Origin of the sequence: Streptomyces sp. NPDC046821 (assembly GCF_040645335.1) — a bacterium.
Classification (GTDB): Bacteria; Actinomycetota; Actinomycetes; order Streptomycetales; family Streptomycetaceae; genus Streptomyces.
Genome location: NZ_JBEYYB010000004.1, coordinates 1 through 20,843 on the forward strand (window position 1 = coordinate 1; position 20,843 = coordinate 20,843).

The 20,843-nt window shown below is 71.8% G+C and carries 17 protein-coding genes and 1 rRNA gene; 14 read left to right on the forward strand and 4 right to left on the reverse strand.

The genetic code is table 11. The annotated features are described in order from the left end of the window. Positions 1 to 211: 211 nt before the first annotated feature. The 3 genes from rrf (at position 212) to ABZ893_RS08775 (ending at position 2,488) form a co-directional block, all read left to right on the forward strand. Positions 212 to 328 (forward strand): 5S ribosomal RNA (gene rrf, locus ABZ893_RS08765). Positions 329 to 473: 145 nt separating this feature from the next. Then, the gene (locus tag ABZ893_RS08770) at positions 474 to 1,766 is read left to right on the forward strand and encodes a hypothetical protein (protein ID WP_361400222.1); all 1,293 of its coding nucleotides are present in this window, start codon (positions 474 to 476) and stop codon (positions 1,764 to 1,766) included. After that, a complete protein-coding gene (locus ABZ893_RS08775; RefSeq protein WP_361400145.1) occupies positions 1,658 to 2,488 on the forward strand; it encodes a tetratricopeptide repeat protein in 831 nt (276 codons plus the stop codon). The genes ABZ893_RS08770 and ABZ893_RS08775 overlap by 109 nt, the downstream gene beginning before the upstream one ends. A gap of 112 nt (positions 2,489 to 2,600) precedes the next feature. Here the strand turns inward: ABZ893_RS08775 and ABZ893_RS08780 are convergent, their stop codons facing one another. Then, positions 2,601 to 3,911: a DUF1015 domain-containing protein gene (locus ABZ893_RS08780; RefSeq protein WP_361399037.1), complete on the reverse strand. Its 1,311-nt coding sequence runs from the start codon at positions 3,909 to 3,911 to the stop codon at positions 2,601 to 2,603. A gap of 72 nt (positions 3,912 to 3,983) precedes the next feature. Between ABZ893_RS08780 and ABZ893_RS08785 the strand changes: the two genes are divergently transcribed. From ABZ893_RS08785 to ABZ893_RS08800, 4 genes are all read left to right on the forward strand, one after another. Then, complete coding sequence (locus ABZ893_RS08785; protein WP_361399040.1) at positions 3,984 to 5,012, forward strand: HAD hydrolase-like protein; 1,029 nt, start codon at positions 3,984 to 3,986, stop codon at positions 5,010 to 5,012. A gap of 310 nt (positions 5,013 to 5,322) precedes the next feature. Then, the gene (locus ABZ893_RS08790) at positions 5,323 to 6,366 is read left to right on the forward strand and encodes an iron chelate uptake ABC transporter family permease subunit (RefSeq protein WP_361399042.1); all 1,044 of its coding nucleotides are present in this window, start codon (positions 5,323 to 5,325) and stop codon (positions 6,364 to 6,366) included. After that, positions 6,363 to 7,445, forward strand: coding sequence for an iron chelate uptake ABC transporter family permease subunit (locus ABZ893_RS08795; protein WP_361399045.1), 1,083 nt, complete (start codon positions 6,363 to 6,365; stop codon positions 7,443 to 7,445). The genes ABZ893_RS08790 and ABZ893_RS08795 overlap by 4 nt, the downstream gene beginning before the upstream one ends. Positions 7,446 to 7,473: 28 nt before the next feature. Then, positions 7,474 to 8,337 (forward strand): ABC transporter ATP-binding protein, encoded by an 864-nt coding sequence (locus tag ABZ893_RS08800; protein ID WP_361399047.1) that lies wholly within the window; start codon positions 7,474 to 7,476, stop codon positions 8,335 to 8,337. Here ABZ893_RS08800 and ABZ893_RS08805 read toward each other — a convergent pair. Next, positions 8,321 to 8,668, reverse strand: coding sequence for an SCP2 sterol-binding domain-containing protein (locus tag ABZ893_RS08805; protein WP_361399050.1), 348 nt, complete (start codon positions 8,666 to 8,668; stop codon positions 8,321 to 8,323). The genes ABZ893_RS08800 and ABZ893_RS08805 overlap by 17 nt on opposite strands. Before the next feature lie 54 nt (positions 8,669 to 8,722). Between ABZ893_RS08805 and ABZ893_RS08810 the strand changes: the two genes are divergently transcribed. The 6 genes from ABZ893_RS08810 (at position 8,723) to ABZ893_RS08835 (ending at position 14,955) form a co-directional block, all read left to right on the forward strand. Then, positions 8,723 to 9,043, forward strand: coding sequence for a hypothetical protein (locus ABZ893_RS08810; protein ID WP_361399053.1), 321 nt, complete (start codon positions 8,723 to 8,725; stop codon positions 9,041 to 9,043). A 30-nt stretch (positions 9,044 to 9,073) separates the two neighbouring features. Continuing rightward, entirely contained in the window at positions 9,074 to 9,889 is an 816-nt protein-coding gene (locus tag ABZ893_RS08815) for a TlyA family RNA methyltransferase (protein ID WP_361399056.1), read from the forward strand. Beyond that, entirely contained in the window at positions 9,886 to 10,791 is a 906-nt protein-coding gene (locus ABZ893_RS08820; RefSeq protein ID WP_361399059.1) for an NAD kinase, read from the forward strand. The genes ABZ893_RS08815 and ABZ893_RS08820 overlap by 4 nt, the downstream gene beginning before the upstream one ends. 177 nt (positions 10,792 to 10,968) lie before the next feature. Beyond that, positions 10,969 to 12,687, forward strand: a complete 1,719-nt coding sequence (gene recN / locus ABZ893_RS08825) for a DNA repair protein RecN (protein WP_361400148.1) — start codon at positions 10,969 to 10,971, stop codon at positions 12,685 to 12,687. Between the two features lie 2 nt (positions 12,688 to 12,689). Further along, positions 12,690 to 13,451: a hypothetical protein gene (locus tag ABZ893_RS08830; protein WP_361400151.1), complete on the forward strand. Its 762-nt coding sequence runs from the start codon at positions 12,690 to 12,692 to the stop codon at positions 13,449 to 13,451. Between the two features lie 313 nt (positions 13,452 to 13,764). Next, positions 13,765 to 14,955 carry a glycosyltransferase family 4 protein gene (locus ABZ893_RS08835; RefSeq protein WP_361399063.1) on the forward strand — a complete coding sequence of 397 codons (1,191 nt, stop codon included), beginning with the start codon at positions 13,765 to 13,767 and terminating at the stop codon, positions 14,953 to 14,955. Between the two features lie 40 nt (positions 14,956 to 14,995). Here the strand turns inward: ABZ893_RS08835 and ABZ893_RS08840 are convergent, their stop codons facing one another. Both ABZ893_RS08840 and ABZ893_RS08845 read right to left on the reverse strand, forming a co-directional pair. After that, positions 14,996 to 16,663 (reverse strand): PucR family transcriptional regulator, encoded by a 1,668-nt coding sequence (locus tag ABZ893_RS08840; protein WP_361399066.1) that lies wholly within the window; start codon positions 16,661 to 16,663, stop codon positions 14,996 to 14,998. 119 nt (positions 16,664 to 16,782) lie between these two features. Continuing rightward, positions 16,783 to 18,591 carry a glycoside hydrolase family 15 protein gene (locus ABZ893_RS08845; RefSeq protein WP_361400154.1) on the reverse strand — a complete coding sequence of 603 codons (1,809 nt, stop codon included), beginning with the start codon at positions 18,589 to 18,591 and terminating at the stop codon, positions 16,783 to 16,785. Between the two features lie 502 nt (positions 18,592 to 19,093). Here ABZ893_RS08845 and ABZ893_RS08850 point away from each other — a divergent pair. Then, positions 19,094 to 20,767 carry a CTP synthase gene (locus tag ABZ893_RS08850; RefSeq protein WP_361399069.1) on the forward strand — a complete coding sequence of 558 codons (1,674 nt, stop codon included), beginning with the start codon at positions 19,094 to 19,096 and terminating at the stop codon, positions 20,765 to 20,767. Positions 20,768 to 20,843: the final 76 nt, after the last annotated feature.

Here is a 20,843-nt window from a genome sequence, read left to right on the forward strand (position 1 = left end):
GTTGATAGGCCAGATCTGGAAGCCCGGTAACGGGTGGAGGTGACTGGTACTAATAGGCCGAGGGCTTGTCCTCAGTTGCTCGCGTCCACTGTGTTTGTTCTCAGATAACGAACAGTTGTGTCGGCTGAACGGCTTCACTACTTAATTGAAGAGTGTGCTTGTTCGCTGCCTGTTCGTGATCCCGCTTATTTGAGCGGGGCACTGATAGGGTTTCGGTGGTCATAGCGTGAGGGAAACGCCCGGTTACATTTCGAACCCGGAAGCTAAGCCTCACAGCGCCGATGGTACTGCAGGGGGGACCCTGTGGGAGAGTAGGACGCCGCCGAACAATTCTTTAAGAGGACCCTTGGTCCCAGCACACTTGCTGGGACCAAGGGTCCTTTTTGTTTTGTCGATGCGCGCCGGCTACGCGGCTGCGCGAGAATGACTGCGGTACCGAAGACTAGGAGTCACCATGTCCACCAACTCTCCCGATGAGCGACCCGAACGCGACCAGCGACGCCGGGACAGTGGTGACCGGGACCGGGGCGGCTACCGGGGCGGGCCGCGTCGCGACAACGACCGCGGTGGGTATGCGCCCCGCCGCGACGACCGTGACCGGGGCGGAGACCGTGACCGCGGTCCCCGTCGTGACGGTGACCGGCCGACCTTCCGCCGCGATGACCGCGGTGGCGACAACCGTGGGGGCGGGTTCCGTCGAGACGACAGCCGGGGTGGGGACAACCGCGGTGGCGGTGGCTTCCGTTCGCGCGACGACCGCGACCGTGGTCCCCGTCGTGATGGTGACCGTCCGGCCTTCCGTCGTGACGACCGCCGTGATGACAGCCGGCGTGACGACCGTCGTGACGGCGACCGTGGTGGGTACCGTCCCCGCGACGACCGCCGTGATGACAACCGTGGCGGTGGCTTCCGCCGTGACGACCGTGGTGGCGACAGCCGTGGCGGTGGCTTCCGGCCTCGCGACGACCGTGACCGTGGTCCCCGTCGTGACGGTGACCGTCCGGCCTTCCGTCGTGACGACCGGCGTGATGACAACCGTGGTGGTGGCTTCCGCCGTGACGACCGTCGTGACGAGCGTGGTGGCGACAGCCGCGGTGGCTTCCGTCGTGACGACCGTCGCGATGACCGTGGTGGCGACAACCGTGGCGGCGGCTTCCGCCGTGACGACCGTGGTGGCGACAGCCGTGGCGGTGGCTTCCGGCCTCGTGATGACCGGGATCGTGGTCCCCGTCGTGATGGTGACCGTCCCGGTGGCGACCGTCCCGCGTTCCGTCGTGACGACCGCCGTGACGACCGGGGTGGGTACGCGCCTCGCCGGGACGACCGTCGCGATGACCGGCGTGATGACAACCGTGGCGGTGGCTTCCGTCGCGATGACCGTCGTGACGAGCGTGGTGGCGACAGCCGCGGTGGCTTCCGTCGTGACGACCGCCGGGATGATCGTCGCGATGACAACCGTGGTGGCGGGTTCCGGCGCGACGACAGCCGTGGTGGCGGGTACCGGTCGCGGGACGACCGGGACCGCGGTCCCCGTCGCGACGACCGTGGTGGGCGTCCCGGTGGGTTCCGTGGGCGGGACGACCGTGGGCGCGATGACCGCCGTGGCGGTGGGCGTTTCCGCGACGAGCGTGACCGCGACCGCGAGCCGATCCGCCGTCTGCCGATCCCCGAGGACGTCACGGGCTTCGAGATCGACGAGGACGTGCGCCAGGAGCTCCAGAGCCTGCCGAAGGGCCTCGCCGAGGACGTCGCCAAGAACCTGGTGATGGTCGCCAAGCTCATCGACGAGGACCCCGAGCAGGCCTACGGCTACTCGAAGGTCGCGCTGCGGCTCGCCTCCCGTGTCGCCGCCGTGCGTGAGGCCGCCGGCTTCGCCGCGTACGCGAACCAGAAGTACAGCGAGGCTCTCGCCGAGTTCCGTGCCGCACGGCGTATGACCGGCAACATCGAGCTGTGGCCCGTCATGGCGGACTGCGAGCGCGGGATGGGGCGGCCCGAGAAGGCGCTCGACATGGCCGGCGCCCCTGAGGTGGCCAAGCTGGACAAGGCCGGCCAGGTCGAGATGCGGCTCGTGGCGGCCGGTGCGCGGCGTGACATGGGCCAGCTCGACGCGGCCATCGTGACGCTCCAGAGCCCCGAGCTCGCCTCCAACTCCGTGCAGCCGTGGACCGCGCGCCTGCGGTACGCGTACGCCGACGCGCTGCTTGCCGCGGGGCGCGAGGACGAGGCGCGTGAGTGGTTCGCGAAGGCCGTCGAGTCGGACCGGGACGGCAGCACGGACGCTTCCGACCGGCTTGCCGAGATGGACGGTGTCGAGTTCGTGGACGCGTTCGACGACTCCGAGGGCGACGAGGCCCCGGTCGAGGTCAAGGGGCCGAAGGCTGCCGAGCGTGACGACGACGAGCCGTGGGTCGAGGACTCCGAGGACGTCGAAGAGTTCTACGACGAGGACGACGAGGAGTTCGAGCCGGAGGACGGCAAGAGCTGAACTCGGCGGACGAACGTGACGGCGGGCTGACAGTCGGCCGTTCATGAGACACGTGTGAACGAAAGGGCGGGATCCCAGAGATGGGGTCCCGTCCTTTCGTGTTTCTGGGCCTCTACGCGCGCGTGCCCGCCGGTGGATCGTCGATCGTGCGGAGCACCAGGCCCGTCGCCGGCTTCGGGCCGAACGATGTCGACTTTCGGGGCATTGTCACGCCCTGCCGGGCCAGATTGCGTACCACTTCCTCGCGGACCGGGTGCATGAGGACTGCCGTTCCGCCGTCGCGTTCCGCTTTCTCGACTGTGGCCGCCGCGTCATGGATGTACGCGATCTGTTCCGGCGAGTCCTCCGGGACGTGCCAGATGTGCGCGAGAAGCGTGGCGTGCAGGACCGTCGCGTCGAGGGTGCGCCAGGCCTCCGGGCGGTCGGCAGGGATCGTACGGGCCAGGAGGGCCGGGTCCGGGTGGTCCACGAGGTGGAAGGTGCCGTCGCCGGCGAGGAGGAAGGCGTTGCCGTGGGCGGCCGCGTCCGCGAGGGATTCGAGGGCGCGGGGGAGCGGGCCGGGGACTTCCTGGACGCGGAAGTGGTCAGTCAGCGCGGCCAGGGCGTCCGGGACCGGGAGGCGGTGCAGGAGGCGGTGGATGGCGCGGACGCGGAGCGGGTAGCGGGCCGTGTCCACGAGGAGGACCAGGCCGTAGTCCCAGGGCGTCGGGGACGGGTGTTCGGAGCGGAGCTGGAGGTAGGTCGCCCAGCGGTGGTGGCCGTCGGCGATGAGGGCCTGGTGGTGGGTGAGGTCCGCGGTGATCGCCGTCTGCTCGGCCGGGTCGGTGACGGACCACAGTCGGTGGCTGAAACCGTCCTCCGTGGTGGTCGCCAGGAGCGGCGGGCGCTTGACCGTGCGTTCGATGATCGCGGTCGTGCCCGTCGCGTTGCCCTCGCTGCGGTAGCTGAGGAGCAGGGGTTCGAGGTTGGCCGCCGTGGCGCGCATCAGGGCCGCGCGTTCCGCGACGACGCGCGGCATGACGTCCTCGTGCGGCAGGACGACCGACTCGGACGGCTCGCAGAGGCGGAGGGCGCCGATGACGCCGCGCTGGAGAATCTCGCCGCCGCGCTGTTCGTAGACGTACAGCGCGGGCGTCTCGTCGGCTTCGAGGATGCCTTCGGAGAGCCAGCTGCGGAGGGTTTCGGCCGCGAGGGCGTTGCGGGTGCCCGGGGCGACGGTGTGCGGGAGGATCAGGCGGACGATGTTGTGCGGGTCCGCGGACTCCAGGTGGTACAGGCCGTCGGGCCGGACGACCACGTCGTACGGGGGTGACGTCACGGCGGCGAGACTGCCCACGCGCTCGGGGACGTAGCGCACGCCCCTGAACGGGACCAGGTCGAGGCCGTCACCGCCCGTAGGACCTGGGGGACCTGCAGTGTTCATTGCTGCATCGTATGTGTGTCAGTGCCGTGCGCGATGATCGGGGGAGTGCGATCGAACGAGGAGCGATGGGTAATGAGCCAGACCGTCAGGACACGGCCCGAAGGCAGTGAGCGGGCGCTGCACGAGGCGTACGACACGGCGCTGCTCGACCTGGACGGGGTGGTGTACGCGGGGGGTGACGCCATCGCGCACGCGCCTCAGGCACTGGCGGTCGCGCGGAGATCGGGGATGGCGCTCGCCTATGTCACGAACAACGCGTTGCGGACGCCGGACGCCGTGGCCGGGCATCTGACGGAGCTGGGGATTCCGACGGATGCGGAGGATGTCATCACGTCGGCGCAGGCCGTGGCGCGGCTCATCAGTGAGCAAGTGCCGGGTGGGTCACGGGTGTTGGTGATCGGCGGGGAGGGGCTGAGAGTCGCGCTGCGGGAGCGGGGGCTCGAGCCGGTGGACTCGGCGGACCACGAGCCGGTGGCGGTGGTGCAGGGGTACGGCGGGCCGGAGCTGGCGTGGGGGCGGTTCGCGGAGGCCTGTTACGCGATCGCGCGCGGGGTGCCGTGGTTCGCGTCGAACACGGACCTGACCATTCCCGGTGCGCGCGGTATCGCTCCGGGGAACGGCGCGGCGGTGGAGGTCGTCCGGATCGCGACGGGGGCGGAGCCGCAGGTCGCGGGGAAGCCGTTGCCGCCCATGCACCGGGAGACGATTCTGCGTACGGGGGCGGAGCGGCCGTTGGTGGTGGGGGACCGGCTGGACACGGACATCGAGGGCGCGTTCAACGGGGAGGTGGACTCGCTGCTCGTCCTGACCGGGGTCACCGACGGGGCGCAGCTGCTCGCGGCGCCGCCTCATCACCGGCCGACGTATGTGGACGTGGATCTGCGGGGGCTGCTGACCGGGCAGCCGGACGTGGTGGCGGACGGGGACGGGTTCGCGTGCGGGGGCTGGGTGGCGACCGCTCGGGACGAGCGGCTGGAGCTGGAGGGGGACGGTGAGCCGATCGACGGGCTGCGGGCGCTGTGCGCGGCGGCGTGGACGGCGGCGGGTGACGGGAGTTGCGGGCTGGATGGGTCCAAGGCGCTGGCGCGGCTGGGGGTTTGACGCGGAGGGGAGGGAGGGGGCGCGGGCCCGGGGCTTGGGTGGGTACTTCGGCCACCCATCGAGAGGGGTAGGTAGGCGGCGCGGGCCCGGGACCTCCGTGGGGAACTCGGCCCACCCATCGAGAGGGGTAGGCGGCGTCGGCCAGGGACCTCCGCGGGCAACTCGGCCCACCCATCGGGAGGGGTAGGTAGGCGGCGCGGGCCCGGGACCTCCGTGAGGAACTCGGCGTAGGTGGCGCGGCCTCGGGGCCTCGGTGGGTACTTCGGCCCACCCATCTCCAACGCTAGGCAGGGTAGGCTAACCTAACCTCGTGTTGGTCGACAGTCCTCCCGAACCGCGCGCGGACACCTCCGTCGCGCCCCGAAACCGCCGGGCGATACGTGGCGTCGGACTCCTCGGAGCCGTCCTCGTGCTGCTTCTGCTCCTGGTCGCGAGCATTGCGATCGGGGCGAAACCCCTGTCCGTGGAGCAGGTGTGGCACGGCCTGTTCGACGACACCGGGACGTTCGGTGACGTCGTGGTCGGGGAGCGGCTCGCGCGCACGCTGCTCGGGCTCCTCGCCGGAGTCGCGCTCGGGCTTGCCGGCGCGGTCCTCCAGGCGCTGACCCGGAACCCGCTGGCCGACCCCGGGCTGCTCGGAATCAATATGGGCGCCTCGGCCGCCGTCGTCACCGCCATCAGCTTCTTCGGCGTCACTTCCCTTTCGGGCTATGTGTGGTTCGCCTTCGTCGGAGCCGCGGCCGTCGGCGTACTCGTCTACGTCCTCGGGGGCACCCGCAGCGCGACTCCGGTACGGCTCGCGCTCGCCGGGACCGCGATCAGCGCCGCGCTCTACGGCTATCTCCAGGCCGTGATGATCATGGACGACGCGGCGCTCGGCAAGATGCGCTTCTGGACGGTGGGTTCGCTGGTCTCCGCCGACATGACGACGCTGAAGCAGGTGCTGCCGTTCATCGCCGTCGGCTCGGTGCTCGCCCTCGCGTTGGCGCGGCCCCTCAACGCCATGGCGATGGGCGACGACACGGCCCGCGCGCTCGGCGCCCGCCTGAGCCGGACCCGCGCGCTCTCCATGGCCGCCGCCACGCTGCTGTGCGGCGCCGCGACCGCCGCCTGCGGGCCCATCGTGTTCGTCGGCCTGATGGTGCCGCACGTCGTGCGCTCCTTCACCGGTCCCGACCTGCGCTGGATCCTGCCGTACTCGGCCGTCCTGTCACCCGTACTGCTGCTGGCCGCGGACGTCGCCGGCCGGCTCGTCGCCCGGCCCGCCGAGGTCCAGGTCGGCATCGTCACCGCGGTGATCGGCGGCCCGGTCTTCATCTACCTCGTCCGCCGGCGGAAGGTGACCCAGCTGTGAGGGCGACCCGTACCCGTAGCTCTGAGAACGGGACCCGAACTGGCGGCTCTGTGAAGGCGATCCGTACCGGCGGTGGGCTTTCGCTGCGCCTCGACGTGCGCGCGTGCGTGGTCGTCGGCGTGCTGCTGTGTGCCGCGCTCGGCGCGAGCGTGCTGCTGATCGGCACCGGCGACTTCCCCATCTCGGCCCCCGACGTCGTCCGGACGCTGTTCGGCAACGGTGACCCGGGGCAGGAGTTCATCGTCAACGACCTGCGGCTGCCGCGCGTTCTCGTAGGCCTCCTGGTGGGTGCGGCGCTCGCGCTCGGCGGGGCGCTCTTCCAGGCCATCTCCCGTAATCCGCTGGGCAGTCCGGACATTCTGGGGCTCGGGCAGGGGTCCGCCGCCGGGGCGCTCGTGATGATCGTGCTGTTCTCGGGGAGTGCACTCCAGGTCGCGCTCGGGGCGCTCGTCGGCGGCCTTGTGACCGGAGTCGGGATCTACGTGCTCGCCTGGAAGCGCGGCGTCCACGGTTACCGGCTCGTCCTGGTCGGCATCGGGACGTCCGCGATCATGACCGCGGTCAACGGCTATCTGATGACCAAGGCCGACATCGTCGACGCGGCCCGCGCGACCGTCTGGATGACGGGCTCCCTCGACGGGCGCGACTGGGACCAGGTCTGGCCCCTGCTCGGCCTGTGCGCCGTCCTCGTACCCGTCGTCCTGGCGTACGCGCGTCCGCTGCGGATGCTGGAGATGGGCGACGACGTGGCGAACGCGCTCGGGGTGCGGGTCGAACGGACGCGGCTCGTCCTGCTCGTCGCTGCCGTGCTGCTCACCGCGGCCGCCACCGCCGCCGCGGGACCCGTCGGATTCGTCGCGCTGACGGCACCCCAGCTGGCCCGGCGGCTCACCCGCTCGCCCGGCCCGAACATCGCGGCGTCGATGGCCATGGGCGCCGCCCTGCTCGTCACCGCTGACTGGGTCTCGCAGCGCGCGTTCGGCGCCGACCGGCTGCCCGTGGGAGTGGTGACCGGAGTCGTGGGCGGCGTCTACCTGCTGTGGCTCCTCGTCTCCGAGCGGAAGGCCGGACGGATATGAGCGGCCAACCCGGTATGGGTGACCGGAAATGAGCCCCACGCCCCCTGCACAAGAGAGCAACCGGAGGAGCATCCCCGTGAACCGACTGTCCGCCGAGAACGTCACCCTGGGCTACGACCAGCGCGTGATCGCGTCGGAGCTCTCGGTCGAGATCCCCGACCACTCCTTCACCGTGATCGTCGGCCCGAACGCCTGCGGCAAGTCCACCCTGCTGCGCGCGCTCTCCCGGATGCTCAAGCCGTCCGCGGGCCGCGTGCTGCTCGACGGGCAGGCCATCCACGCGATGCCGGCGAAGAAGGTGGCACGCACGCTCGGGCTGCTGCCCCAGTCGTCGATCGCGCCGGACGGCATCACCGTAGGAGACCTGGTCTCCCGTGGCCGCTACCCGCACCAGGGCCTGTTGCGGCAGTGGTCGAGCGACGACGAGCGGATCGTGCGGGAGTCGATGGCCGCCACCGGCGTCGACGGACTCGCCGATCGATTTGTCGACGAACTGTCCGGCGGTCAGCGTCAGCGCGTGTGGATCGCCATGGCGCTCGCCCAGCAGACCCCGCTGCTCCTCCTCGACGAGCCGACCACGTATCTCGACCTCCAGCATCAGATCGACGTACTCGACCTGTGCGCGGAGCTGCACGAGGAGCAGGGGCGGACGCTGGTCGCCGTGCTGCACGACCTCAACCACGCAGCCCGCTACGCCACCCACCTGATCGCGCTGCGCGGCGGCGAGGTCATCGCCGAGGGGGCGCCCGCCGACATCGTCACGGCCGATCTCGTCGAGCGGCTCTTCGGGATGAAATGCCAGGTCATCGACGATCCGGAGACGGGTACGCCACTGGTGGTGCCGGCCGCGCGCAAGGCGAGGAAGACCGCTCTGGCTAGAGCAGCGTCCTGAGGCGCAGCAGGTCGCGGAAGCTGGCTTCCAGGCGGATCCGGCCCGAGGCCCAGGCCTTCGCGAAGTTCAGCCGGCCGTCGACCATCGCGACCAGGTCGTCGCCGGTCATCGCGAGCCGGATCTGCGCCTTGTCGGGCGGTGGCCCCTGGACGGTGTCCACCACCTCGATCCGGCCGTTCTCCAGCCGGCCTCTGAAGGTGATCCCGAGGTCCGTGACATGGCAACTCAGGGAACGGTCGAGCGCTGCCGCGCTGCGTACCCCGCTGTCCGCGCCCGCCAGATTGTCCGAGAGTTTTTCGAGTGCGGCCCGGCACTCCTGAGTCGTCGCCATCGCGACCGACCGTACCGCAGGCTCCGGGAGTGTCCGGCGCGGTAGCGTCGTGGCATGAACGACTCTCGTCCGGACCCCGACCAGGTACCGGAGCAGGCGGAGGCCCCACCGCCAGGCGCCGCGGACGCCCCCTCGGCAGCCGCCGCCGAGGTCCCCGAAGCCGCCGAGGCCCTGGCCGGACCGTCGTACGAGCCCGTCGCCCCGGCCCTCGGCGTCCCGCGCACCCCCACGGGCCACCCGGACGTGGACGCGGGACTCGACCGGCTCGCCGACGTCGACCACCTCACTGCCGACGGCCACATCGAGGTGTACGAGGATGTACACCGGGGCCTGCGCGACACGCTGACCGCGCTCGACGTACGCCCCACGCCCTAACCCCGTACCGACACAGGAGCTGAACCGAACGTGGCAGGAGTGGCACGACGCCGCCTCGACGCCGAGCTCGTCCGCCGGAAGCTCGCCCGCTCGCGGGAGCACGCGAGCCAGCTGATCGCCGCCGGGCGCGTCACGGTCGGCAAGACCCTCGCGACCAAGCCCGCCACCCAGGTGGAGACGGCAGCCGCGATCGTGGTCTCGCAGGACGACAGCGACCCCGACTACGTCTCGCGCGGCGGGCACAAGCTCGCCGGCGCCCTCGCCGCCTTCGTGCCGCAGGGCCTCGCCGTCGAAGGACGGCGCGCGCTCGACGCGGGCGCGTCCACGGGCGGCTTCACCGACGTACTGCTGCGGGCCGGAGTCGCGCACGTCGTCGCTGTCGACGTCGGATACGGGCAGCTCGCCTGGTCGTTGCAGAGCGATGACCGCGTCACCGTCAAGGACCGCACGAACGTACGCGAGTTGACGCTGGAGGCGATCGACGGGAAGCCCGTCGACCTGGTCGTCGGCGACCTGTCGTTCATCCCGCTCGGCCTGGTGCTGCCCGCCCTCGCGCGGTGCGCGGCGCCCGACGCGGACCTGGTGCTCATGGTCAAGCCGCAGTTCGAGATCGGCAAGGACCGGCTCGGCAGCGGCGGTGTGGTGCGCAGCCCCGAACTGCGGGCCGAGACCGTACGGACGGTCGCCCGCCAGGCGTGGGAACTCGGCCTGGGCGTACGGGGTGTGACGGCGAGCCCGCTGCCCGGACCCTCCGGGAACGTCGAGTACTTTCTGTGGCTCCGCGCCGGTGCGCCCGAACTCGACCCGGCGGACGTTGACCGTGCAGTGGCGGAGGGGCCGCGTTGACACAGACCCGTACTCGAACGGTATTCCTGCTCGCGCACACCGGGCGGCCCGCTGCCATCCGGAGTGCCGAACTCGTCGTCCAGGGGCTGCTGCGCAGCGGCATCGGCGTACGGGTCCTGGAGGCCGAGGCGTCGGACCTGCCGCTCCCGGCCGAGGTGGAACTCGCGAAGGAGGCGACGCCCGAGGCGCTCGACGCGTGTGAGCTGCTCGTCGTCCTCGGCGGTGACGGGACGCTGTTGCGCGGCGCCGAGTTCGCCCGCGCCTCGGGAGTGCCCATGCTCGGGGTCAACCTCGGCCGCGTCGGCTTCCTCGCCGAGGCCGAGCGCGACGACCTCGACCGGGTCGTCAACCGGGTCGTCACCAAGTCGTACGAGGTCGAGGAGCGCATGACGCTCGACATCGTCGTGCGCAGCAACGGCGACGTCGTGCACCGCGACTGGGCGCTCAACGAGGCCGCCGTGCAGAAGATGTCGGCGGAGCGGATGCTCGAGGTCGTCCTGGAGATCGACGGGCGGCCCGTCACCGGCTTCGGCTGCGACGGCATCGTGTGCGCGACGCCCACCGGCTCCACGGCCTACGCGTTCTCGGCCGGCGGGCCCGTCGTGTGGCCCGAGGTCGAGGCGCTCCTCATGGTGCCGATCAGCGCCCACGCCCTCTTCGCCAAGCCACTCGTGACCTCGCCGAACTCCGTCCTCGCGGTCGAGGTACAGCAGCACACGCCGCACGGCGTGCTGTGGTGCGACGGGCGGCGGACCGTGGAGCTGCCCGCGGGGGCGCGCGTCGAGGTGAAGCGCGGGGAGGTGCCGGTGCGGCTCGCACGACTGCACCACGCCTCGTTCACGGACCGGCTCGTCGCCAAGTTCGCCCTGCCCGTCTCCGGCTGGCGCGGGGCTCCCCACTAGAGCCCGCAGGCCGGGGTGTCCCGGGGGTGTCCCCACCCTCGCGGGTGACAACAAGCGACAAACGGCATTACGTGACCGCCCGCGACCTGCGATTTCGCCGCGCCGGGCGGGCAGCCTGGCAGGGTCCGTCGCACACATGCCCCCCGACCTCGTAAGGTCGTGTCCGTGTTGGAGGAGATGCGGATACGGTCGCTCGGAGTCATCGACGACGCGGTGGTCGAGCTGTCGCCGGGATTCACCGCGGTGACCGGTGAGACCGGTGCCGGTAAGACGATGGTGGTCACCAGCCTCGGCCTGCTGCTCGGCGGGCGCGCGGACCCCGCCCTCGTACGGATCGGCGCCAAGGCCGCGGTCGTCGAGGGCCGGATCACGGTGCCCGAGGGCACCGCGGCGGTCGTACGGGCCCAGGAGGCCGGCGCCGAACTCGACGAAGGCGCGCTGCTCATCAGCCGTACCGTCTCGGCGGAGGGGCGCTCGCGGGCGCACCTCGGCGGGCGTTCGGTGCCGGTGGGAATGCTGACCGAGCTCGCCGACGACCTCGTCGCGGTGCACGGGCAGACCGACCAGCAGGGGCTGCTCAAGCTGTCCCGGCAGCGCGGCGCCCTCGACCGGTACGCGGGCGACGCGGTCGCCGGGCCGCTCGCCAAGTACCAGGGCGCGTACCGCCGGCTGCGGGCGGTGAGCACCGAGCTGGACACCATCGTCACGCGCGCGCGTGAGCGCGCCCAGGAAGCCGACCTGCTGCGCTTCGGCCTCGACGAGATCGCGGCCGTCGAGCCGCGCGCCGGCGAGGACGTCGAGCTGGCGTCCGAGGCCGAGCGGCTCGGGCACGCGGAGGCGCTCGCCTCGGCGGCCAGCGCCGCGCACGCCGCCCTCGCGGGCAACCCCGAGGACCCCGAAGGCGTCGACGCCACCACCCTCGTCGGCGGAGCGAACCGCGCACTCGACGCAGTACGTTCGCACGACCCGGCCCTGTCCGCGCTCGCCGACCGGATCGGCGAGATCGGCATCCTGCTCTCCGACGTGGCGGGGGAGCTCGCCGGGTACGCCGACGACCTCGACGCCGACCCGCTGCGGCTCGCCGCCGTCGAGGAGCGGCGGGCCGCGCTGACCCAGCTCACCCGCAAGTACGGCGCCGACATCGACGAGGTCCTCGCCTGGGCCGAACAGGGCTCCGCGCGCCTGCTCGAACTCGACGGCGACGACGAGCGGATCGGCGAGCTGACCGCCGAGCGCGACGGACTCCGCGTCGAACTGAGCGCTCTGGCACAGGCGTTGACGGATGCGCGCGTGGAGGCCGCGTCGCGCTTCGCGCAGGCCGTCACGCAGGAACTCGCCTCCCTGGCGATGCCCCACGCGCGCGTGTCCTTCGATATCCGCCACACCGACGACCCGGACGGCGTCGAGATCGACGGCCGCACGGTCGCCTACGGCCCCTCCGGGGTGGACGAGGTCGAGCTGCTGCTCGCCCCGCACCCCGGCGCCCCGCCCCGGCCGATCGCCAAGGGGGCGTCGGGCGGTGAGCTGTCGCGCGTGATGCTCGCGGTGGAGGTCGTCTTCGCGGGGACCGACCCGGTGCCCACGTACCTGTTCGACGAGGTCGACGCGGGTGTCGGCGGCAAGGCGGCGGTCGAGATCGGCCGGCGCCTCGCCAAACTCGCGAAGTCGGCGCAGGTCGTGGTTGTCACCCACCTTCCGCAGGTGGCGGCGTTCGCCGACCGGCAGCTCCTCGTCGAGAAGACGAACGACGGGACCGTGACCCGGTCCGGCGTCACCGTCCTGGAGGGCGAGGACCGGATCCGTGAGCTGTCCCGGATGCTCGCGGGCCAGGAGGACTCCGAGACGGCGCGGGCGCACGCGGAGGAACTGCTCGCCACGGCGCGGGCGGACGCGTGAGTATGCGTGCGCTGGGCCGGTTCGCGGCGCTGGCCGCTGGGGCCGTCGTCGCCCGTGCCGGGTACGTCGCGCTGCGGCGGGCCAGGCCGGGCGGGGCCGACGTGTGGGAGCGGACGAACTTCGCGGGGCGGGCCGTCGACCTGTGCGCCGGGCCCGCCGTCGTGGCCGGCACCGTCGCCGGTGTCGCCGCCGCCACCTCCGGGCGGCAGCGTGCGGCGGCCGTCCTCGCCGTGTGCGCGGCCGGGGCGTGCGGCGCGTACGACGATGTGGTGGGCGCGGGTGATCCGCGTCGCGGGTTCCGGGCGCATCTGTCGGCGCTGCGTGACGGTGAACTGACCAGCGGGGCCGTCAAGTTGATCGGTATTTCGGGTGCGGGACTCGTCGCGGGCGCGCTGCTCGAAGAGCGTGCCGTGGACAAGGCGCTTGCCGGGGTCGTGATCGCGGGCGCCGCGCACCTCGTGAACCTCGTGGACGTACGCCCCGGGCGGGCCGCCGCCCTCGTACTCGCGATGGGGGCGCCCGGGCTGCTCAGGGGAGCGCTCGCCGCGGCGCCCATGGGCGCGGTGGCCGCCGTCCTGCCCGAGGATCTTGACGGGCGCACGATGATCGGCGACACCGGGGCGCACGCGCTGGGGGCGGCGCTGGGCGTCGCCGTCGTCACGGCGAACGGGCGGGCCGGGCTGCTCGCGCACGCGGCGGCGTTTGTGGCGGCTGCGGCTTATGGGGACAGGGTGAGCGCGGTTGCCCGCGCGGGGGCAGGGTGAGTGTGCTTGGCCGCACGGACGGGGTGAGCGGGCTTGCCCGCACGGACATGGTGAGCGCGCTTGCCCGCACGGGCAAGCTGAGCGTGCCTTCCCGCACAGGCGCGAGGTGACCGTCCCGGCCCGTCGGAACGCGTCTGTCCGGCGCGACTGAATTCATGCGTGCGAGTGATCCCGTACGACGTGTTGCCCCTTCCGACACGGTCAGGACTCATGGCCGGTACAGGAACACCCGTAGGGGCTGGCATCCTTGGCGCAGACCGTTATGGCGCCGAGACCGCGCGTCCCCCCACCCCGAGCCAGGAGTCCCGGCCGCGTGAGCCACGTGAGCAGCCCGCCAGCGCACGGCCAGTCGCCGCTGCGCACCGTGCAAGTGCTGGGCGGTGGCAGCGCCGGAAGCAGCGCGCACGTCAGGTCGCTGGCCGCCGGACTCGTCGCCAGGGGAGTCCGCGTCACCGTGTGCGCCCCCAGCGCGGTCGCGTACGCCTACGGCTTCGCGGACGTCGGCGCCCTGCACGTCAGCGTTCCCCGCAGCAGTGATCCAGGTTCCGTCGCGGCGCTGCGGCTCGCCTGCGCCGACGCCGACCTCGTCCACGCGCACGGGCTGCACGCCGCGCTGCGGGCGTCGCTCGCGCTCAGCGGCCGGCGCACGCCCCTCGTCGTCACCTGGCACACCCGCTCCCACGCGGACGGCGCCCGGGCCCACCTCCTGCGCCTCCTCGAACGGCGCGTGGCGAGGGCCGCGTCCGTCGTCCTCGGCACCTCGTCGGACCTGGTCGAACGCGCCCGCGCCCGTGGCGCCCGCGACGCCCGGCTCGCCGCCGTCGCCCTCCCCGCACCGCGCCGCACCGAGACCTCGGAGCCTCCGCCGGCGGACGGCTCGGAGGGACACTTCGAGGGACACGAGGGGCCCGAGGACCCGGAGCGCCTGCGGCACAAGTCCCGCGCCGAACTCGGCGCCGTGGACCGCCCGTTGCTGATGGCCGTCGGCAGCCTCGTGAAGCACCGCGGGTACGACATGCTGCTCGACGCCGCCCGCACCTGGCGCCACCTCACGCCCGCGCCGCTCCTCGTCATCGCGGGCGAGGGGCCCGAGCGGGCGGCGCTCCAGAGCCGTATCGAGAGCGAACAGCTGCCCGTACGGCTGGTGGGGCGGCGGGACGACGTCTCCGAGCTGCTGGCCGCCGCCGATGTGGCGCTGCTGGCCGGGAGCGGGGAGTCCCGGTCGGTCCTCGCGCAGGAAGCGCTCCACGCGCGTGTGCCGCTCGTCGCGACGGACGCCGGCGGCATCCCCGAACTCGTGGGCGACGCGGCGGAACTCGTCCCGTACGGCGACGCGCGCGCCTTCGCCGACGCCGTCATCCGCCTCCTGGCCGACCCCGAGCGCCGGGACGACCTCAAGGAGCGGGGCACGGCGCAGGCGGCGTCATGGCCGACGGAGGACGAGACGGTGGCCCAAGTGCTCAGTGTCTACGACGAGTTGACGGGGACCCTGCCGCTGGCGTGACGGGACCCGGCGCCGGGGTGCCCCTTTTAGTCAGTCCTGCTCACACATGCCTCCGCGCCCGCAAAGCCAGACTCAGCGCCAGCACCGTCTGCGGGTCGTCCAGGTCCGTGCCGAGCAGTTCACCGATACGGGCGAGGCGGTTGTACAACGTCTGCCGGTTCAGGTGGAGTTCGCGGGCCGTCTCCGCCTTGCGGCCCGCGTGGGCCAGGTAGGTCTGGAGCGTGGGCAGCAGGGGCGGCTTGGCGCGGCGGTCGTGGTCCTGGAGGGGGCCGATCGCGCGCTCCACGAACGCCGACAGGTCCGGATGGTCCCGCAGCCGCCACAGCAGCAGGTCGATGTCGAGCCGTCGCGCGTCGTACCAGGGCCGGTCCGACAGGCCCTGCGCGGCCGTCGCCGTCTCGGCCGCGTGCCGCAGTCCGGCCGCCGCAGCCGCCCAGCCGCCCGTGCCGCCCACCACGACGACCGGCGGCTGCGACCCGGCCCGCCGCATCCCCGCCCGGTCGACCCCGGCCCGCAGCGCCGCCGCCACCCGGTCCGCGACCGCCGCGCGCTCCGACTCGGACCGCAGCCCGAGCAACAGCGGCACCCGCCCCTCGACGGGCCGTACGCCGAGCAGGACGGGCACCCCCACCGAGGCCAGCTCCTCCGCGACCGCCCGTGCGAGGACCGCCCAGCCGCCGCCGGGGGAGAGGCCGACCGACCCCACCGACGCCTCCGGAAGCCGCATCACCACCGGCAGCAGCGGCCCCTGGCCACCCGGCTTGAAGCCGAGGACGCGGGCCTGCGCCGGGGCGTCGTCGGGCGTGATGCGGCCCTCCGCGAGATCCGTGAGGAAGTCACCGCGGCCGCGCGCCGCCAGCTCCTCCTCCTGGCGCGCCTGCATGAGGACGACGGCGATGCTGCTCGCCGCACGTTCGGCCGCGATCCGGTGCACGGGTGCGGGCGGGGCCGCGACGGGCAGCAGGACGAGGCGGGCCCGCACGGAACCGGCGCCGGGGCCGCCGCCCGGCACGTCGACGATCACCGCACCGCCCGGCGGTTCGTCCCGGTCGGCGGGCCTGCCCCGCATCCCCTCCCACACCTGGAGCGGGTCGGCGACCTCGGGCTCGCCCCCGGCCGCGTACAGGAGCTGCCCGTCGGCCGTCTCCAGGAAAACCGGGTTGCCGCTGAACTCGGCCAGGATGCGCAGGACTTGGGGCACTCCGCCGCCGCCGAGCAGGGCCTCGGTGCAGCGCCGATGCACCTCCTCGGCGCGCTGGAGGAGCGCGTAGTGCCCGTTGACGATCTCGGTGTGGACCTCTTCGGTGACCGTCACGAACGGCACCTCGCGGTGCAGTTGTACGAGCGGGAGGCCGGCCGCGCGTGCCGTCTCCACGAGGGCGGCCGGGAGCCGGGAGAAGCGCTGGCCCAGCTCGATGACCAGGGCGGCGATGCCGCGCTCCGCGAGCTTGCGGACGAACGCCCGCTGTTCGGCGGGGCGGGTGCCGACGCCGAAGCCGGTGGTGAGGAGCAGTTCGCCGCCCTTGAGGAGCGAGGCGATGTTGGGGACCTCGCCCGCGTGCACCCAGCGCACGGTGCGCTGCAACCGGTCGCCGCCGGCCACCACTTCGGGGAGCCCGCTGCGCAGACCGGGCAGTTCGAGGGCCCGCTGCACGGTGATCCCGCCCTGCGTTCCGGGCGGGTTGCTGTGGGGGGCCTGAATGTCCATGGTCGGACGGTACCGGCGCGCACGTCAGGACCGTTGTGGCGTACGTCACCACGTACCGGAACTCGTATCGAACGGGACGGCGGCGCGCCCCGCGAGGGGCGCGCCGCCGGGAAGAGCCGTCAGCCCCCGTACGCCCCCGAAGCCGTCAGCCTCAGCGCCGTGTCGATGAGCGGCACGTGGCTGAACGCCTGCGGGAAGTTGCCGACCTGGCGCTGGAGCTCGGAGTCCCACTCCTCCGCGAGCAGACCCAGGTCGTTGCGCAGCGACAGGAGCTTCTCGAAGAGCTTGCGGGCCTCGTCGACGCGGCCGATCATCGCGAGGTCGTCGGCCATCCAGAAAGAGCACGCCAGGAACGCGCCCTCGTCGCCCTCGAGCCCGTCCACGCCCGCCTCGTCGCCGGCCGTCGGGTAGCGCAGGATGAACCCGTCGGGCGTCGACAGCTCGCGCTGGATCGCCTCGATGGTGCCGATGACGCGCTTGTCGTCGGGCGGCAGGAAGCCCATCTGCGGGATCAGGAGCAGCGAGGCGTCCAGCTCCTTCGAGCCGTACGACTGCGTGAACGTGTTGCGTTCCTTGTCGTAGCCCCGCTCGCACACGTCCCTGTGGATGTCGTCGCGCAGCCCGCGCCACTTCTCCAGTGGGCCGTCCGCGTCGCCCGACTCGATGAGCTTGATCGTGCGGTCGACCGCGACCCACGCCATGACCTTCGAGTGCACGAAGTGGCGGCGTGGCCCGCGCACCTCCCAGATGCCCTCGTCCGGCTCGTCCCAGTGCTTCTCCAGGTAGCGGATCAGCTTGAGCTGGAGCAGGGACGCGTAGTCGTTGCGGGTCAGGCCCGTCATGTGCGCGAGGTGCAGGGCCTCGGTGACCTCGCCGTACACGTCGAGCTGGAGCTGGTGGGCCGCGCCGTTGCCGACGCGGACCGGCGCCGAGTTCTCGTAGCCGGGCAGCCAGTCGAGCTCGGCCTCGCCCAGCTCGCGCTCGCCCGCGATGCCGTACATGATCTGCAGGTTCTCGGGGTCGCCCGCCACCGCGCGCAGCAGCCACTCGCGCCAGGCGCGGGCCTCTTCGCGGTAGCCGGTGCGCAGGAGCGACGACAGGGTGATCGCGGCGTCGCGCAGCCAGGTGTAGCGGTAGTCCCAGTTGCGTACGCCGCCGATCTGCTCCGGCAGCGACGTGGTCGGCGCCGCGACGATGCCGCCGGTCGGCGCGTACGTGAGGGCCTTCAGCGTGATCAGCGAACGGACCACGGCCTCGCGGTAGGGCCCGTGGTACGTACAGTGCTCGACCCACTCGCGCCAGAACTCCGCCGTCGCCTCCAGGGACCCCTCGGGGTCGGGGAAGGCCGGCGGCTTCTGGTGCGAGGCCTGCCACGAAATGGTGAACGCGATCCGGTCACCGGGCGCCACCGTGAAGTCGGAGTACGTGGTGAGGTCCTTGCCGTACGTCTCCGCGTCCGTGTCCAGCCATACGGAGTCGGGTCCCGCGACCGCGACCGTACGGCCGTCGACCTTGTGCACCCACGGCACGATGCGCCCGTAGGAGAAGCGCATCCGCAGCGCCGAGCGCATCGGGACGCGGCCACTGACGCCCTCCACGATGCGGATCAGCTGGGGGGCGCCGTCACGGGGCGGCATGAAATCGGTCACGCGGACGGTGCCGCGGGGGGTGTCCCACTCGGACTCGAGGATCAGCGAGTCCCCGCGGTACGTGCGGCGGGCCGCGGCCGGCGGCCGGTCCCCCGCCGCGTGCGCCGGCCCGAGCCGCCAGAATCCGTGTTCCTCCGTGCCCAGCAGGCCGGCGAAAATGGCGTGCGAGTCGAAGCGGGGAAGGCACAGCCAGTCGACCGTGCCGTCCCGGCAGACCAGGGCGGCGGTCTGCATGTCTCCGATAAGTGCGTAGTCCTCGATGCGCCCGGCCACGTGCATCTCCAGTCGAACGGCCACGTACGCCCCCGGAAGGGCGATCGCTCAGCGGTCTGCGGTCAAGGGTTCGTATTTGGTACGTCGTCATGAGAACGACGCGAGAACGTGCTGACGAGCCCTTGTTCCGGGAGTAACGGGCGGGGATGGTGCCGTTTGCCGGCCAGGCTCGGCGGCGAGTGTCCGAGCAGGATACGACGCAGCGCAGTGATCCGCGGCACTCTCCCGGCAACGAAGGTGGGCCGAAAGAGTGAGCGATGGGTGAGGCCGCGGTGCGGGTGATGAGAGGGCCGGGTGGTGATGACGGTGGGCCGTCTGTGGTGACGTGTGCGCGGAGGGTGGCCGGAAGCAGCCTCGCCGACTCGCTGTTACCCTGGTAGCCCGTGGACCGGTGCGCTTCTGCGAGAAGTCGAAGCCCCCGAACCGCAGCGACGGCACCCCCGGAATTCTCCGGTCCAGGCAGCCGGTACGCATTCCAGACCGCGACCACGGGAGCCCCCTCTTGGCCATGACGCCCAAATCCACGACGACCAAGCACATCTTCGTCACCGGGGGTGTGGCCTCCTCCCTCGGCAAGGGCCTGACGGCCTCCAGCCTGGGTGCGCTCCTGAAGGCGCGTGGTCTTCGGGTCACGATGCAGAAGCTCGACCCGTATCTGAATGTCGACCCCGGGACGATGAACCCGTTCCAGCACGGTGAGGTCTTCGTCACGAACGACGGGGCCGAGACCGACCTGGACATCGGCCACTACGAGCGTTTCCTCGATGTGGACCTGGACGGTTCGGCGAACGTCACGACGGGTCAGGTCTACTCGCAGGTGATCGCCAAGGAGCGGCGCGGCGAGTACCTGGGTGACACGGTGCAGGTCATCCCGCACATCACGAACGAGATCAAGTCCCGGATCCGGCGTATGGCGACGGACGACGTGGACGTGGTGATCACGGAGGTCGGTGGCACGGTCGGTGACATCGAGTCGCTGCCGTTCCTGGAGACCGTGCGTCAGGTCCGCCACGAGGTGGGCCGGGACAACGTGTTCGTGGTGCACATCTCGCTGCTCCCGTACATCGGCCCGTCGGGTGAGCTGAAGACGAAGCCGACCCAGCACTCGGTCGCGGCGCTGCGCAACATCGGTATCCAGCCGGACGCGATCGTGCTGCGCGCGGACCGTGAGGTGCCCACCGCGATCAAGCGCAAGATCTCGTTGATGTGTGACGTGGACGAGGCGGCCGTGGTCGCGGCGATCGACGCTCCGTCGATCTACGACATCCCGAAGGTCCTGCACACCGAGGGTCTGGACGCGTATGTGGTGCGCAAGCTGGACCTGCCGTTCCGTGACGTGGACTGGACGACGTGGGACGACCTCCTGGACCGCGTCCACAACCCCGACCACGAGATCGTCATGGCGCTGGTCGGCAAGTACATCGACCTGCCCGACGCGTACCTGTCGGTGACCGAGGCGCTGCGCGCCGGCGGCTTCGCCAACAAGGCCCGCGTCAAGATCAAGTGGGTCACGTCCGACGACTGCAAGACTCCGGCCGGCGCCAAGAAGCAGCTCGCGGACGTGGACGCGATCTGCATCCCGGGCGGCTTCGGTGATCGCGGTGTGTCCGGCAAGGTCGGCGCGATCCAGTACGCCCGTGAGAACAAGATCCCGCTGCTGGGCCTGTGCCTGGGTCTGCAGTGCATCGTGATCGAGGCGGCGCGGAACCTGGCGGACATCCCGGACGCGAACTCCACCGAGTTCGACTCGGCGACCTCGCATCCGGTGATCTCGACGATGGCCGAGCAGCTCGACATCGTCGCTGGCGAGGGCGACATGGGCGGCACGATGCGGCTGGGCATGTACCCGGCGAAGCTGGCCGAGGGCTCGATCGTGCGTGAGGTGTACGACGGCAAGGAGTACATCGAGGAGCGCCACCGTCACCGCTACGAGGTGAACAACGCCTACCGCGCCGAGCTGGAGAAGAAGGCAGGCATCCAGTTCTCCGGCACCTCCCCGGACGGCAAGCTCGTCGAGTACGTCGAGTACCCGCGCGACGTCCACCCCTACCTTGTCGCGACCCAGGCCCACCCCGAGCTGCGCTCGCGCCCGACCCGCCCGCACCCGCTCTTCGCGGGCCTGGTGAAGGCGGCCGTCGAGCGTAAGACGGGCGCCGCGGCGAACGGCAAGAAGGCCAAGTAAGCCGTGTGACACACGGGTTGTACGGTTGCCGGGGTGCGTGCCTTTTGGGGTGCGTGCCCCGGTTTCTGTTTGCGTG